The sequence below is a fragment of the Neobacillus mesonae genome (assembly GCF_001636315.1).
GTDB lineage: Bacteria > Bacillota > Bacilli > Bacillales > Cytobacillaceae > Neobacillus > Neobacillus mesonae.
In genome coordinates this window covers 3,463,395-3,479,287 of record NZ_KV440949.1, presented here as the reverse complement: position 1 = coordinate 3,479,287, position 15,893 = coordinate 3,463,395, and the positions used below count along the sequence as shown (strand labels likewise).

Annotated in this window: 12 protein-coding genes and 1 other annotated feature (1 of these 13 only partly in view); of the genes, 6 read left to right on the top strand and 6 right to left on the bottom strand. The window is 42.4% G+C overall.

Annotated features, from left to right (window positions below):
- Window positions 1–50 (top strand) — a binding site (T-box leader) (it extends 145 nt beyond the left edge of the window).
- Between the two features lie 53 nt (window positions 51–103).
- Together nhaC and A6749_RS16210 are read left to right on the top strand one after the other, a co-directional pair.
- Window positions 104–1,510 (top strand): Na+/H+ antiporter NhaC, encoded by a 1,407-nt coding sequence (nhaC, locus tag A6749_RS16215; protein WP_066391691.1) that lies wholly within the window; start codon window positions 104–106, stop codon window positions 1,508–1,510.
- Window positions 1,507–2,373 (top strand): MBL fold metallo-hydrolase, encoded by an 867-nt coding sequence (locus A6749_RS16210; protein WP_066391683.1) that lies wholly within the window; start codon window positions 1,507–1,509, stop codon window positions 2,371–2,373. The genes nhaC and A6749_RS16210 overlap by 4 nt, the downstream gene beginning before the upstream one ends.
- A 402-nt stretch (window positions 2,374–2,775) precedes the next feature.
- Here A6749_RS16210 and argH read toward each other — a convergent pair whose 3' ends face one another.
- The 5 genes from argH to A6749_RS16185 are packed head-to-tail and all read right to left on the bottom strand — an operon-like array spanning window position 2,776 to window position 9,415.
- A complete protein-coding gene (gene argH / locus A6749_RS16205; RefSeq protein ID WP_066391678.1) occupies window positions 2,776–4,266 on the bottom strand; it encodes an argininosuccinate lyase in 1,491 nt (496 codons plus the stop codon).
- Window positions 4,267–4,282: 16 nt separating this feature from the next.
- Window positions 4,283–5,974 carry an ABC transporter permease gene (locus tag A6749_RS16200; RefSeq protein ID WP_066391669.1) on the bottom strand — a complete coding sequence of 564 codons (1,692 nt, stop codon included), beginning with the start codon at window positions 5,972–5,974 and terminating at the stop codon, window positions 4,283–4,285.
- Window positions 5,971–7,074 carry an ABC transporter ATP-binding protein gene (locus A6749_RS16195; protein ID WP_066391654.1) on the bottom strand — a complete coding sequence of 368 codons (1,104 nt, stop codon included), beginning with the start codon at window positions 7,072–7,074 and terminating at the stop codon, window positions 5,971–5,973. The genes A6749_RS16200 and A6749_RS16195 overlap by 4 nt, the downstream gene beginning before the upstream one ends.
- A gap of 13 nt (window positions 7,075–7,087) precedes the next feature.
- Window positions 7,088–8,188, bottom strand: a complete 1,101-nt coding sequence (locus A6749_RS16190) for an extracellular solute-binding protein (RefSeq protein WP_066391652.1) — start codon at window positions 8,186–8,188, stop codon at window positions 7,088–7,090.
- A 15-nt stretch (window positions 8,189–8,203) separates the two neighbouring features.
- The gene (locus A6749_RS16185; RefSeq protein ID WP_236719680.1) at window positions 8,204–9,415 is read right to left on the bottom strand and encodes an ROK family transcriptional regulator; all 1,212 of its coding nucleotides are present in this window, start codon (window positions 9,413–9,415) and stop codon (window positions 8,204–8,206) included.
- A gap of 348 nt (window positions 9,416–9,763) precedes the next feature.
- Here A6749_RS16185 and A6749_RS16180 point away from each other — a divergent pair, with 348 nt between their 5' ends.
- The 4 genes from A6749_RS16180 to A6749_RS16170 all read left to right on the top strand — a co-directional run bounded on the left by A6749_RS16180 (window position 9,764) and on the right by A6749_RS16170 (window position 15,109).
- Window positions 9,764–12,268, top strand: coding sequence for an NEW3 domain-containing protein (locus tag A6749_RS16180; protein ID WP_066401008.1), 2,505 nt, complete (start codon window positions 9,764–9,766; stop codon window positions 12,266–12,268).
- Window positions 12,269–12,438: 170 nt separating this feature from the next.
- Complete coding sequence (locus tag A6749_RS16175; protein ID WP_066391650.1) at window positions 12,439–13,851, top strand: glycoside hydrolase family 18 protein; 1,413 nt, start codon at window positions 12,439–12,441, stop codon at window positions 13,849–13,851.
- A gap of 186 nt (window positions 13,852–14,037) precedes the next feature.
- Window positions 14,038–14,214, top strand: a complete 177-nt coding sequence (locus A6749_RS28630) for an SE1832 family protein (protein WP_169809864.1) — start codon at window positions 14,038–14,040, stop codon at window positions 14,212–14,214.
- A 94-nt stretch (window positions 14,215–14,308) separates the two neighbouring features.
- Window positions 14,309–15,109 carry a GNAT family N-acetyltransferase gene (locus tag A6749_RS16170; protein ID WP_066391646.1) on the top strand — a complete coding sequence of 267 codons (801 nt, stop codon included), beginning with the start codon at window positions 14,309–14,311 and terminating at the stop codon, window positions 15,107–15,109.
- A 283-nt stretch (window positions 15,110–15,392) separates the two neighbouring features.
- Here A6749_RS16170 and A6749_RS16165 read toward each other — a convergent pair whose 3' ends face one another.
- Window positions 15,393–15,854 carry an S-ribosylhomocysteine lyase gene (locus A6749_RS16165; protein ID WP_066391637.1) on the bottom strand — a complete coding sequence of 154 codons (462 nt, stop codon included), beginning with the start codon at window positions 15,852–15,854 and terminating at the stop codon, window positions 15,393–15,395.
- Between the last annotated feature and the right edge of the window lie 39 nt (window positions 15,855–15,893).

The window sequence follows — 15,893 nt, the reverse complement described above, 5'->3', positions numbered from 1 at the left end:
CCTATTTGTCTGCTAACTAGGGTGGTACCGCGGAGCTTTCCGTCCCTTTTTCGGGATGGAGGCTCTTTTTTTATTTCATTTATAGTTAAAGGGGAAGGTGTACATGAAAAAAGAAATGTCTATCGGGTTGTCGCTGATTCCAATTGTCGCCTTAATTGGCGCAGCTGCCTTATCGATATTTGTTTGGAAAGCTGGGATGCATGTCCCGTTAATGGTTGGTGTGATTGCCGCAGCCATTATTTCCATTATTAGCGGCTGGAGCTGGGATGAGGTCCAGCGAATGATGGTTAAAGGGGTGGAAAGAGCTTTACCAGCTGTTTTTATTTTACTCATTATCGGCATGATCGTCGGCACATGGATTGCCAGCGGTGTCATCCCAACGATGATCTACTATGGACTTGCGATTATCACTCCTGCATTGTTTGTACCGATTGTGGCACTTGTCACTGGGATTGTTTCCATTACATTGGGCAGCTCGTTTACTTCTATCGCAACCATTGGCCTTGCATTTATGGTGATTGGTGAAGGACTTGGATTTTCTCCAGGCCTTGTTGCCGGGGCTGTCATTTCCGGAGCTTATTTTGGCGATAAATTATCACCGCTGTCCGATACAACGAATATCGCACCGGCAATGGCCGAAACGGATTTGTTTAGCCATGTGAAGCACATGCTTTGGGATACCATTCCTGCCTTTTTGATCTCCATTGCATTGTATTGGGTTGTTAGTTCTTCTGCATCCGCAAATGGGGGCACAGATATTAAGGCAATTGAGGCAATCAAGACTGGATTAAACGACGTGTTCGTGATTCATCCATTATTATTATTAATGCCGGTACTGACGATTATTTTAATGATCAAAAAAACACCAGCCATTCCGGCCTTGATGGGTGTCAGTATTTTAGGCGGCGTGCTGGCGGTTCTTGTTCAGGGAACTTCCGTAACCTCTATCGTGCAAATCATGACAAGCGGCTTTCACGTGGAATCCGGAGTCAAGGCATTAGATTCCTTATTAAATCGAGGTGGGCTCATGTCCATGCTTGGTACAATTGGTTTATTAATCCTAGCTACTGCTCTTGGCGGGATATTAGAGGAGACTGGGTCTTTTGAAGTTTTAACGAAAAAAATGATGTCAAAGGTTCATTCCACTGGTACTTTAATTAGTTCCACCATTCTTTCCACCTTTGTTGTCGCCTTTGCTAGCGGCGCACAATTTTTGGCGATTATTTTACCAGCAAGAACGTTTGTAAAAACTTATAAGGACATGGGAATTGATACGAAAAATCTTTCTCGATGTGTGGAGGCAGCTGGAACAGTTGGAATTAATCTCGTTCCATGGGGAGTGCCGGCCGTGTTCGCTGCTGGAATTCTTGGTGTGAGTCCGGGCGAATTCATTCCATACGCGTTCTTTGCTTTCCTAGTGCCGCTCATGAATATAATATTTGGTTTCACAGGATGGACAATCACAAAGAAAAACTATCAGACAGAGGAAAAAGAAGGTGTTTCACTATGAGCGACGTTTTTTTAAATGTATTGGGGACGGCTCAAGATGCCGGTCTTCCCCATCCGAATTGTTACTGTAAAAATTGTATGGAGGCGATACGAAATCCAAAGCTGCGGCGTCTCGCTGCAGCCTTGGCGATTGTCCTTCCCGATGAGCAAGCTTGGCATTTGATTGATGCCAGTCCAGATCTCAAGGAGCAAATGGTGAGACTGCAATTGAAGTACGGTTTAGAAGGAAAGCTGATGGAAAGCATCTTTTTAACCCATGCCCACTTAGGACATTATCCTGGTTTGTTGTTTTTAGGACGGGAAGCGATTGGTGCTAAGGGGATTCCTGTGATGGCCGGGAAAAAAATGAAGCTATTGTTAGAAGAACAGGCCCCTTGGAGCCAGTTGACGAAGCTTGGGAATATTAACGTTAAAGAGATCCAAGATGGCGGAATGGTACGGATTGCTCCTTCCGTTACTGTAACCCCCATTGATGTGCCGCATCGAAATGAGTTTTCAGAGACTTTTGCTTTTTGGATTGAAGGTCCGAATAAGAAGGTTCTTTATGTCCCTGATATTGACCGCTGGCATGAATGGGACAAGAATCTTTGGACGGTTTGTAAGGACGCCGATATTTGCTTACTGGACGGGACGTTCCATTCCGAAAAGGACCTTGAAAGGATTGGCAGGGATTACCGTGAAATCCCTCACCCGCTTATGACGGAAACAATGGACCTGCTACAAGACTTAACAGGACAGACAGACATTTATTTTACCCATCTAAATCATTCTAATCCGGCGATTGATTTGGATCTAGAGGTTCGTCTGGAAATTGTAGCTAGAGGATTTCATATTGCGGAGGAAGAGATGGAATTTAGGTTATAAAGGCCATGAAAGCCGCTGCGTAGAGGGCAGGTTATACCCCTATGCAACGGCTTTTGTAAAAAATTGAGGACAAATTGGTTCTAGGAAAATGGGAGATTGTCTTTAATGGGGGCTCTTGGAGACAAAATCGCTCTCGGCAAGCCGCAAATTGTCTTTAATAAAGCAACTTAAAGACAAAATCCTCCGAAAAACAGGAAAATTTTCTTTAATAGAGCTTCTTGGAGACAAAACCTCCCTCAGCAAGCACAAAATTGTCTTTAATAGGGCTTCTTGGAGACAAAACCACTTTAAAATTGCAACAAACTGTCCCATAGAAACTGCCTATGGGACAACTTACACCTAAAAAAACAAAAATTTATCTTTAATACCCCCGCGAAACTCCGGCAGCCTATCAAAAGCAACTCAAATAGTATACCCCACCAATTTGTTTCTTCTATTATTCAGCTCTTCGACAAGATTACTGTAATCATTTTTCTGCAAACCTAGCTTTTGTTTCCTTTCTCCTATCATTCTCACAGCCTCTTTTGGACTTGGGCCGCCCTGGATACTTCTAATCTCAACAAAGTACTCCGGTGAAATGATCTTTTTCCATTCCTCTTCTGTAAGTGAAACATCGACGAACCCGCTGATCATTTCGTTAATTTCATCGATTTTCCATTCATATAATTCCTTCCCAGCACCGGTTGTTTTTTTCGAAATAAAGCTCGCGATGGAGTGTGCTTTTCTAAAGGAGATACCATAATCCCTTGCAAGGGTATCCGCTAGTTCCGTAATCGTGATACATGATTTCCTTGCCATCTTTTTAGTATGTTCACCGTTTACCTTAAGAGTCGTTATGACGGCATACATTAATTTCATTACCCGGCCAGCATTCGTAAAGGCACGATACAAATGCGGCTGCAGGTCATCTTCCGTATCGACAATATCCCCGAACGGCGTATTGTGAATCATGTTCATCGCAGCCAAGGCCTCACCATAGGCGCTGCTGGCAATCGAACGGGAATGTTCTATCGACACCGGATTGCGCTTCTGCGGCATGATGCTGCTAACCTGTACATAAGAGTCAGCCACGTAAAATGAACCAAATTCCCTTGTGACGTGCTGCAAAAAGTCTTGAATCCATCTCCCTGTGTTCACCATACAGGTCATCAGAGCAGACGAGGTTTCCAGTAAATAATCGGCTCCTCCAATACAGTCATAGGAGTTTTCAATCATTTTATCAAAACCTAAAAGCTCGCATGTCCGCGCACGGCAAATTGGGAAACCGGTGGTAGTCAAGGCAGCCGCACCAAGTGATGATTGATTAACCGTTTCATAGGCTGCCCACAACCGTTTAATATCCCGCTGCAACACATCATATACCGCTAATAGATAATGCCCAAGCGTCGTCGGCTGGGCCGGCTGCGTATGGGTATAGCCGGTAATGTACGTTTCCGTATGCTGATCAGCCTGGTCCAATAAAGCTTCGCTTAACCGATAGGCATTACCCAATAATTCCAGCAGATGTCCCCTCAGCACTAAGCGGTACATGGCCACCCCCATATCGTTCCTGCTTCGGCCGATATGAATTTTACCCGCTAACTCGGAGCCGATTTCTTCACCGATTTTTGCCTCCATCATGAAAAACAAGTCTTCAAATTGCGGCTGATACATTATTTGGCTGACATCTGCCTTGGCAACCTTATTGATGCCCTTCAGCATCTCTCTTGCTTCATCAGAATCTATAATGTTTTGTTCCTCAAGCATAATCACATGGGCACGGTGAATATCAAACATGGCATGAAACAGGTAATCGCGCTGATCGTTAAACACCGGCTTTAACAGTTCATCTACATAAGTTTTCCCCGGAAAAGCAGTTCCTTCGTTCTTGATAAACTCCTCTAATCTACTCATCTTTTCATCTCCGATTTTAAGACAATGATTGTTCGGCCTTGACACCGAAAAACTTGTTTGAAATAAACAATACAATGGCAATTAGGGCAATTTGAATCATTCCATAGGCTGCAGCCTGACCCATATTAAACATTCTTAGCTGGTTCATGATTTCAATCGAAATCGGCCGGTTGGAAATGGTGTACAACAACACCGAAGTTGGGAATTCCCCGACCGACTCTACGAATGCCAGTAATGTACCCGATAGGACACCCGGCATAATAATTGGCAGAATGACCCTTCTAAAGGTATAAAACCAGCGGGCACCGAGATTTCTGGAAGCTTCCTCAATCGAATCATCTAATTGTTCAAGCACCGCATTCGTGGACCTGACCACTAATGGAATGTGGCGGACAAAATAGGCGAGCGGCAAGATCCAGAACGTACCGACAAGAATGTTTCCAAACGAAAAGATATTTGGCTCGTTAAAAGCAAAGATCAGATTCATCCCGATAACGGTAGCAGGCAGGGCCCATGGAATCATCACCAAAATATCAACGAAATTTTTTCCGATAAATTTCCGTTTGACTAACAAATAAGACGTTAATACACCGAATACTAAATTCCCCGCTGTCGCAATAAGAGCTAAAAATAAACTATTTTTTAATGGCTTAAAAATATTTGGATCCTGCAGCAATAATCGATAGTTTTCAAAATTAAACACAGTTGGGTACGTCTGCCACGTCCATGTTCCATCCGGCACTAACGAGAGGAGCAGAACCGTAAAGTGTGGCAGGAGCAAAATAATGACTCCAACAATCCCGATTAAAACCATCACCCATTTCATCACAGGATTTTTCACTTCGCTGCGATGGGCACCTATCCCCTTTGTCGCCATCCGGTAATCCTTCCTGTTTTGATACCAACGCATAAATAATAAGAAGGAAATCGACACAATCGATAGAATGACAGATTGGGTGGCGGCGACCTCCATATCTCCATTTAATTTTGAAAAATAGATTTGTAAACTTAATACACGGTAACCCCCTGCCAAAAGAAACGGTGCACTAAAGGAGGCCATCGAAATCATAAATACTAATAACGACGCAGCCACAATCGCCGGAGTCAGCAGTGGAAACGTTACCTTCCAAAAAACGTTAAAACGGCTGGCCCCTAAATTATAGGCAGCCTCTTCTAGACTCGGGTCGATTTTATTAATCGCCGACGATACGGTCATATAAAAATACACATACATCGTATAGGCGTGGACAATTAAAATCCCGGAAACTCCGCCAATCTTAAATGGAACTTTTTCAAGCCCGAATAAATCCTTGATGGCATTCGGAACCAGACCCGTCTCTCCGTATAAAAACATAAACGCCATAACACCGACCAGTGACGGAAGAACGATTGGCATGATGGCAGCGGACGCAAAGAATCCTCTACCGGGAAAATCATAACGATTAAAAATAAATGCCAGCGGAATCCCAATTAGCGCACTAACTAGTACACTTAAAATGGAAATATAAACGGAATTCCATAAAGCTTCTAGATTGGTTTTCGATTCCTGGGTGAAAAAATCCTGGTAGTTTGCGAATGAAATACCGTTGTTTGTTTGTAAACTCTCCATAAAAGTCCTTAACGAAGGATAGAGAACATAGGCAATCAATACCAAAAGAACCGGAATCAGCAGCAGGATTGTAAATCTGGTATCACGGTTTTTAATCATGGGGCATCACCGCTTACCATTGGGATGATTCGAATTTGGTCCTCCGGGAGCTGTACCCAAACATCCGCTCCAGATTTTAATTGCTGTAATCGGTTGTTTAATAGATTCGCTTGGAGAAGCTGTCCGGCCACATTTACAGTAAGATTAATGACCGCTCCCAAGAATTCCACTTTCTCAATCTTTCCTTTTAATACATTTGTTTCGTCTGTTTGCTTATCCAAAATTTTAATTGCCTCCGGCCGAATCGATAAGGAAAGGTTACCTGCTAAATCTGGGTTAAAATTAAATGGATGATTATGTACAATCATCTTTTCCGGCTCGGGGCCAACTTGGGCAGAAACACTAACATGGTTTTGTTCTACTTTATAATCATTAACTTCCAAAAGATTTATTTCACCTATAAAACTTGCAACAAAATCATTTGCAGGCTGATTATAAATTTCAGAAGGTGTCCCAACTTGGTGGCAGACCCCAAAATTAAACACGGCAATCCGGTCACTCATCGATAATGCTTCTGCTTGGTCATGGGTTACATAAATGGTCGTGATTTTATATTCCTTTTGCAGCCTTAATATTTCACTCCGCATCTCATCCCGAAGCTTGGCATCCAGGTTACTCAACGGCTCATCAAGAAGAAGAATTTCCGGTTCGATGACCAATGCCCGCGCCAAGGCAACACGCTGCTGCTGCCCGCCGCTCAACTGGCTCACTTGACGATCCGAATATTTCTCTAGCCTGACTTTGCGCAATACGTCCTGTACACGTGTTTTCACTTCATTTGCAGCCATTTTTCTCACTCTCAAACCAAAAGCTACATTTTCAAACACCGTCATATGCGGAAAAAGGGCATAGTTTTGAAAAACCATGCCCGTATTTCTTTTTTCAGGAGGTACGCGCGTCATATCTTTATCGCCAAAACGAATAATGCCTTTTGTCGGGTAATAAAAACCAGCAATCATTCTTAGCGTAGTGGTTTTACCGCATCCGCTTGGACCAAGAAAGGTAAAGAATTCTCCGTCCTTAATTTCCAAGTTTAAATGATCTACTGCTATTACTTTTCCAAAAGCCTTTTGGACTTGATCAATCTTAATCGACGCCATTACCTACCACTTCCTATTGTTTGATTTCTTTTGCACCGTTCTTGATGTTTTCATCCCAATGCTTCATCCAGCCGTCGCCTTCTTTTTGGAACACTTTCCAATCGATATCCATCGGTTTAATTTCAGTTTCGGTGATCCATGCTGGAAGATCTTTTACATCTTTTCTTGTTGGAATTCGGTAAAATTCCTCAGCGAGCAGTTTTGCCGCTTCAGGCGTATTGACAAATTCATAGAATGCTTCCGCTGCTTTAGGATGCGGCGCACCTTTCACAACGGCGATACCTTCCGTTAATACCGGTGTTCCGCTCGCTGGAACATTGAATTCAAATGGATAATTCTTATTTTCCTTTAACATAACAACATCAGGCATTGCCCAAACAGAAAGAACACCTTCGCCTTTTGCCACTTTGTTGTACATCATTTCCGGATTCGCGGAGTATTCCTTTGTATTGGCATCCAGCTGTTTCAACCATTCATAGCCTTTCGCCGGGTCATTTGAATCCTTGAAGTCACGGTAAATCATGGCTGAAAAAATCGTCCTCATCGTTCCTGAAGCAAGCGGGTAACGGATAATAATTTTATCCTTCCACTTCGGATCCAATAATTCATCCCAATCCTTAGGGGCGTCTTCTTTTTTCACTAGTTTACTGTTGTACATAATAACTTCAGGTGTTTGGCTTGTACCGGACCAATTCCAGTCAGGATCGTGGAAACCGGCATCTATGCTATCGGCGTAAGATGGTTTATATGGTGCTAAAAGCCCCTCATCTTTTGCCTGGTCGAAGTTTACGGAAGGGGCTCCCCACCATACATCCGCCTGCGGATTATTTTTTTCCGAGCGAATCCGGTCAAGAACCTCTTGTGAGCCCATGTCAAGCCATTCCACATCAACGTTGTATTTCGCTTCAAATTGCTGTTCAAATTTTGATAGAATATCTTTTCCATGTGGTGAATAGACGACAATTTTGTCCTCCATCTTTGCTTCGTTTTTGTCGCCTGCTTTCTTAGAAGGTGTGCTTGAAGATTTCTCCGTATCACCGCCGCAAGCAGCAAGAAGCAGTGACACCGATAATGTTAGTGCGGTAATAATCGATACTTTTTTCTTGTTTTTCACAACAATTCCCCCTTGTTAAAAAAAGTTAATCATGCTTTCGTGTTCCCGTAAAAACAGTGAAACAGCTCCCAAAACTCCGGCATTTTCCCCTAACTGTGATACTCTCAATTCTACTGAACTTGGAAGATAGTGATCCACGATTTCACGGAGTTTGGGTAAAATAAATTCAGATGATTTAAACACACCACCTCCCAAAATAATAACCTCTGGATTTAATAAACTTGCCGCATTCACAATTCCATAAGCTATATGCTCAATCGCCTCATTTATTACTTGAAGAGCGATTTCGTCTCCTTTTTTCGCTAGGGCAAATGCCATTTCTCCTGTTAACTCTTCCAATTGGGCTTTTTCGTATAACGAATGGCCCGGGCTCTGCCGGACTAATTTAGTTAGTTTTTCACCAATCGCTTTTCCACCGGCCACACTTTCGAGGTATCCATAACGATGAAAAACAGGCTTAAATTCATTTTTCATATCGTTTTTATCTGTCACCATATACCCCATTTCACCTGCGGCATTGGAGGATCCTCGATACAATTGATTATGAATGATCATCCCGCTCCCAATCCCAGTGCCGATAGCGATAAACATTACATTTTCTTTTTGTTTGGCGCTGCCAAGCCATTGTTCCCCCAGTACCGCTACATTGACATCATTATCCACGTAAATTGGAAAGGACATATAGCGTTCGGCTTCTTTAATGAACGGATATCGAATCCAATTTAAGCTGGGAGCCTCCGTTACAATCCCGCAGGTTGTCTCGGTAATTCCCGGCACCCCCGCACCCATTCCTAAAATCTTTTTCTGATCAATATGATTCTTCTGAATCATTAATTCGATTTCCTTCGCAATTTTCTTTAATAGCCCAGTTTGTAAAAATTGCTCTGTCGGAAAACTGCTGCAGGCGATGATCGTCCCGTTTAAGTCGCTGATGACCATTTTTACTTTTGTACCGCCAATATCAGTGCCAATGACATAGGCTGCTTTTTCGTTAAAATAAAGATGGATCGGCCTTCTTCCTCCCTGCGAAGTGGATTCGCCAATTCCTTTTTCAAAAATCCAATTTTCCTGGATTAGTTCATCCACTAGAAGTGAAACTGTCGGCTTACTAATCTTCATTTTCCCAGCAATTTCAGCCCTTGAAATGGGGGCATTTTCCAAAATACACTGCAGTATTCTTTTTTTGTTTTGCGATTTAATTTGCATTTTGCTTTCGTTCATACTCATTGCATCACGGCCTTAATTATTTGTTGAGTTAGTTAGTTTCAATAATTAACTAAAATATAACTTAATTAGTAACCGTTTACAACAATTATTTTTAATAAATTGGTAATTTTCACAATATATATATTTATAGTCTAATATAACCATATTTATATTGACTATAGGACCAAATTACCGTTTTAATTTTCTGAATATCTAGAGTATTTACTTTTTTCTCTTATGATGGTAATTATTAATTAGTAGGAGTTATCTACCGTTAGTTAGGTAATTTAACTAACCTATTAATGATTAGGCCAAAGGAGGGTGTCCCGTAAGTTATTTTTTTAAAACTACTTGAAAGGGGTTACAAGGGTGAAGAAATTTTTTCTTGGATTACTTTCTGTTTTATTAGTGGTTTCACTGATGCCGTTTAACGGAAGTGCAGCTAAAGCACAGGAACCGGATGTCGATCTTTGGAATGCAGTAAAGCCTCTCGAAACAACGGTTACATTTCTGAATACCGGTGCCCATCCGGATGACGAGAGAAGCGACTTTTTAGCTTATTTATCAAGAGGACTTGGTGTAAAAACGTCAAGCTTAATTGGCAACCGCGGTGAAGGCGGGCAAAATGAAATCGGTGATGAGCTGGGCAATGGTTTAGGAATCATTCGCTCGCGGGAAATGATTGAAGCAGCGAAAATTACTGGTGTTAAAGCCTTCCACCTTAGCGAAACAACATCCGATGCCATCTATGATTTTGGTTTTTCCAAAAGTCCTGAAGATACATTAGCACAATGGGGAGAAGAATTAACATACGAGCGCTTAATCCGCTTTATTCGTACGTATCAGCCTGATATTGTCATGCCATCCTTTAGAAACGTTGATACACAGCATGGACATCACAGAGCGATGGAAATTTTATCAGAGCGTGCCTTTAAGGATGCCGCCAATCCGGCAGTATTCCCGGAGCAATTAAAAGAGGGATTATCAGTCTGGCAGGTGAAGAAGCTGTATTTGCCGGCAGAGACTAAGGAACAGGTAACTACCTCGATTGAAATAGGGATGTACGATCCCATTTACAAAATGACGTATCCACAATTGGGTGAGCAATCCCGCTATATGCATAAAAGTCAAGGGATGGGTAACGATATTCCGGCAGCGCCAAGACAAGTAAATCTTGAATTGCTTTATTCCGCAGTTGGCAACAACCCGGAACTTTTTGCTGGAATCCCATATAATTTTAGCGACTGGGCCAAAGAGCTTCCTAAAACGGAAAACGACTTAAAAGTACATTTTACAAAACTTCAAGGCCAATTAGAGTCAATCGTAGCTTCCTACCCGAGCCGGGAGCAGGTTTTCGAGCAATCTCAAAGCACGTTAAAAGAAGTGCGCAATTTACAGAAAAAGACTAAGCAATCCAAACTGTCAGAAGCAGTGAAAAATGATTTGCTCCATAAACTTGTGCTCAAAGAAGAACAGCTTGAGACAGCTAGCTTTACAGCTTCACAGTTAGTTGTTGACGCATCTTCTGAATTTAACATCCTTACAAAAGGACAAACAACGCATGTGACAGTGTCGCTTAAAAATAATGGCAAACAAAAACTTCACAACGTTAACGCTGATTTAATTGTTCCAGATGGCTGGAATGTGACCTCAAAGAATAATCAAACAAATTTGGCACCTGGAGAGGTTAAACAATTATCTTATCAGGTAGCAATCCCAGAAAATGCCGAATACTATCATGCCTACAAAACACCTGCCATTCAGGCCAAGATCACCTATGAATCCACTGGCATAAAAGTTAGTCAAATGAAAGATTTAAATGGCACCATCGCTGTTCTCCCAGACGTCGGCCTCACTTTATCGCCAGAGGATATTGTTGTGAATACGGCTGATGTGCAGGAATCAATCCCTGTTTCTATTAAAGTACAAAACTACCGTGATGATGCTGCACAGGCTTCTGTATCCTTGAAGGTTCCAGAAGGCTGGAAGGTTTCTCCAAGTAAAGCAGAAGTTGCATTCAGCAAGCATTTGGAGGAAAAGGAAATTAATTTTACGTTAACACCACCAAAAGATATTAAGGCAGGCGATTTTAAAATTGCTGCTCAAGCCGCCGTTAACGGAAAAACTTTTAATTCAACGGTTCAGACAATTAACTATGACCATATCGGGACCTTCTATTACGAGTATCCTGCGCAGGTTAATGGCGTCGCATTTGAACTGTTGAAAAATGATAATTTGAAAATCGGCTACATTGAAAGCGGCTTTGACAAAGTGGCTGACTATTTAAATAATGCCGGGCTACACATTACAAAGCTTACGGAGTCCGATTTAAAAACAGCTGACTTAAGTCAATACGATACAATCGTTGTCGGTATCCGTGCGTACCTTTCTCGGGCAGACTTAATTGCCAGCAATGAGCGTTTAAAAGAATATGTTTATAATGGCGGGCACTTAGTTGTGCAATACCATAAACCAGGTGATGGCTGGAACGCTCAAACAACCGCACCATATCCATTAACGATTGGAAACGTCTCCATCAAATGGAGAGTCACCGATGAAAATGCGAAGGTGACGGTATTACAGCCTGATTCCCCGTTATTCAATTATCCGAATAAAATTACCGAAAGTGATTGGGATCATTGGATTCAAGAAAGAGGCTTATACTTCCCAATGGCTTGGGATAACCATTTCGAAACATTTGTCAGAATGGCTGATCCAGGCGAAGCTCCATTCGATGGCGGCATTCTGATGGCGAAATACGGAAAAGGGACATATCTATATACGAACCTTGTATTCTATCGTCAAATTCAAGGGCAAGTCCCAGGCGGCTACCGTATCTTCACGAACCTAATCAGCTATGGAGGAAACAAATAATTTTTTTAAAACAGTCCCTTTTGCAGTCTAAAAAGGGGCTGTTTTTTTGTTTTTTAGATTGGCTTTTTATAGACCAATGGCGGAGGTGCATTTGGTTATACAGGACAAACACACATTTTTTTCATATTAACATATAGTACATTAATGAAATTGCCCTTGGAGGAGTTGTTATGATTATACATGTTGTGAGCAGCGGCGAGACTTTGTGGCAAATTGCTAATCGTTATGCTGTTAGTATGAATTCCATTATCAAAACAAATGAATTAGCTGATCCTAATCAGTTAGTGGTCGGCCAGGCGCTGGTTATCCCTAAGCCCGGTACCGTTCATACAGTTAAGTACGGGGAAACATTATGGTCGATTGCGCAACAATATGGTGTTACCATCCAGTCGATTATCCAGGCAAGCCAATTAACCAATCCAAACCTCATCTATCCTGGGACCACTCTATTCATCCCGCCCATTACTCATACCGTGCAATCAGGGGAAATGCTCTGGCAAATAGCCAGCCGATATGGTACCACGGTTCAAGCAATTATAAACGAAAATGACATTAAAGACCCAAACGTCATTTATCCGGGATTAGTTTTAACCATTCCACGGGGGAAACCGACGATTGAAGTAAATGCCTACACGTATCAAACAAGCGATGCTGCTGTACAGTCCTTAAATGAAATTGGACATTTGCTGACGTATTTCGCCCCTTTTGCATATCTCATTGCGGAGGATGGTTCGTTAAGTCCCGTAAAAGATGAGGCCATGATTCCTGCGGCATTGTCCCAACATGTAGTTCCAATGATGTCTGTTACGAACTTTACCTCTACTCATGCAGGGTCAAATGTTGCTCATACTATTTTATCAACTCCGGAAATCAGAGAAAAAATCCTTACTAACATTCTGCAGGTGATGGACAGCAAAGGCTATAAAGGACTGAACATTGATTTTGAGAATGTTTTGCCGGCTGACAGGGAGCTTTATAATCAATTCGTTCAGCTCGCAGTCGATCGTCTCCATCCGAAGGGATACTTTGTCTCAACCGCCCTTGCCCCAAAGGTTGGAGCCACGCAAGCCGGCCTGTTATACGAAGCGCATGATTACGAGGCACACGGGAGAATTGCCGATTTTGTTGTTCTCATGACCTATGAATGGGGATACCGCCTTGGACCGCCGCAGGCCATCTCGCCCATTGATCAAATGAGGAGAGTTGTCGAATATGCCATTTCGGTGATGCCAGCGAATAAAATTTTCTTAGGCTTCCAAATTTATGCCCGCGATTGGAAAATTCCCCATGTGAAAGGACAGGAAGCCGAAACCTTTAGCCCGCAGGAAGCAATTAGACGTGCAATAAAATATGGAGCCACGATTCAATATGACACAACCGCCCAATCACCATTCTTCCGCTATGTCGATGAAAAAGGCCAAGGCCACGAAGTCTGGTTCGAAGACGCAAGAAGCGCCCAAGCCAAATTCAACATGGTAAAAGACTACAACCTCAGAGGCGTCAGCTACTGGGCACTAGGCTACCCCTACCCGCAAAACTGGGCACTGCTAAAAGATAACTTCAATATTAAGAAATTGATTTGATAGTGGGTGTCCTCTTTGGTGTCAGGCACCATGTGAAAGTTTCACAAACTGTCCACCTCACGCGTACAAATGTCCACGAGTGGTGTCAGGCACCAAGGCACCAAAATATAACGGCCCCTGCTGTTCTCCAACAGCAGGGGTTCTTTATGGTATAATATTGCTTATTTATGAAAAGAGGCTTGGGAAATGAATAAAAAGGATATTGAGTATAAAATCCGTGAATTGAAGATGGATTATGTCCGCCTTCAGAATGACTTAGAAAAGCTGGAAAGTGTAAATGGTAACATTTCTCCGTTGGAAAAGCAGCTGACAGAACTTGAGAAAGAACTCCGCACCCTAAATGAGTCATTGAAAAAGGCTTAATGAAGCTTAGAGATGTTTCTCCTGCTTTCTAAATTTTTCTTGAAATTTCGAAATACTATGTTTACTCTATTAAAAAGGCAAGGGGGAATTTGGCATGATTAGAAAATTAACAGTCGAAGATCATCAACATGTTCTCGCTTTTTTAAGTGAGGAACCCTCTATTAATCTTTTTATCATAGGGGACATAGAAGCATTCGGATATGATTCTGAATTCCAGGAAATTTGGGCAGAGTTTGATGAGGAAAATGAAATCAAAGCGGTTCTTCTAAGATACTATCAATCCTTTATTCCTTATGCTAATGGAGAATTTGACCTCGATGGGTTTGTTTCGATCGTAAAACAATATGAACAGCCGATCCAATTATCTGGAAAGTCGGATATTGTGGAGAAATTCGAGGGCATTGATGGGCTACTACTCGGAAGGAAACAAACGACCTTTTTTGCAGAGTGTCTTACGGATGAGTGCCTTGGCGATGTCTCCGGTTCTACCAGCCGGGAAATTAGTAAGGCAGGAATTGAGGATGTAGATCAGATTATTGAACTTCGCTGTGCGATTGATGAATTTCATATAACAAGTGATTCACGAAATATGTTGGTGAAGGCGATGGAAACCGGCACAGGAAGAACCTATTATACTGGAGATAACGGCAGAATAACTTCGTGTGTTTCCACTACAGCAGAAAATTCAATGTCGGCGATGATTGTCGGTGTCTGTACCCGGAAGGAAAACCGCCGTCAAGGACTGGCAACCGCTATCATGCAAAAACTATTCAAGGATGTACTCGACGAAGGAAAAACCCTTTGCCTCTTTTACGACAACCCAGAAGCAGGCCGAATCTACAAACGCCTCGGCTTTAAGGATATTGGCATGTGGACAATGTACCGGCCACTATAAACAAACGGGTGTCAGACACCTTGTGAAATTTTCACATGGTGCCTGACACCCTTCAGTTCTTTTATAGTACGTAGAGGGCTGATTTTTCATTCATGGCGCGCGTACTATGAACCTATTATAGTGCGCGAAAACCAATTCTTTCCCCTTTTCCGCGCTTTATGAAGCTCCTATAGAACGCGGAAAGTCGGATTTCTTCCCTTGAAGCGCACTATGGACCCTTATAGTGCCAGAAAAGGGACCGACACCTACTCTTAATGAAGCAGAGGAACCACCCCCATGCTTACTAGAAAATCTCCGTCCATTCGCTGCGTTTGGCGAGCATTTGTTGGGCTAGTTCTTTGGCGCCTTCTAGGCTGTGGCTGGCTGCCCAGCCGCATTGGACTTCGTTGCAGGCTGGCACTTCTTCTGCCGCCAGCACGTCATTTAATGTCTTTTCAAGGATGTCTAAGATTTCATCATAGTTGTCATGGTTAATGACCGTTACATAGAAGCCAGTTTGGCATCCCATTGGACTTACATCGACGATTTTGTCGCAATGGTTACGAATATTTTCGGCCATCAAGTGTTCAAGCGAATGAAGTGCCGGCATTTCCATATGTTCCTTGTTCGGCTGCTTAAAGCGGACGTCATACTTGTGGATAACATCCCCGTTCTGCCCTTCTTTAACCCCTGCTAAGCGAACAAATGGCGCCTTTACAATGGTATGATCCAGATTAAAACTTTCCACATTCAGTTTCTTTGTCATTGTCAAACACTCCTAAACTAATAAATTTTTCAAAATACT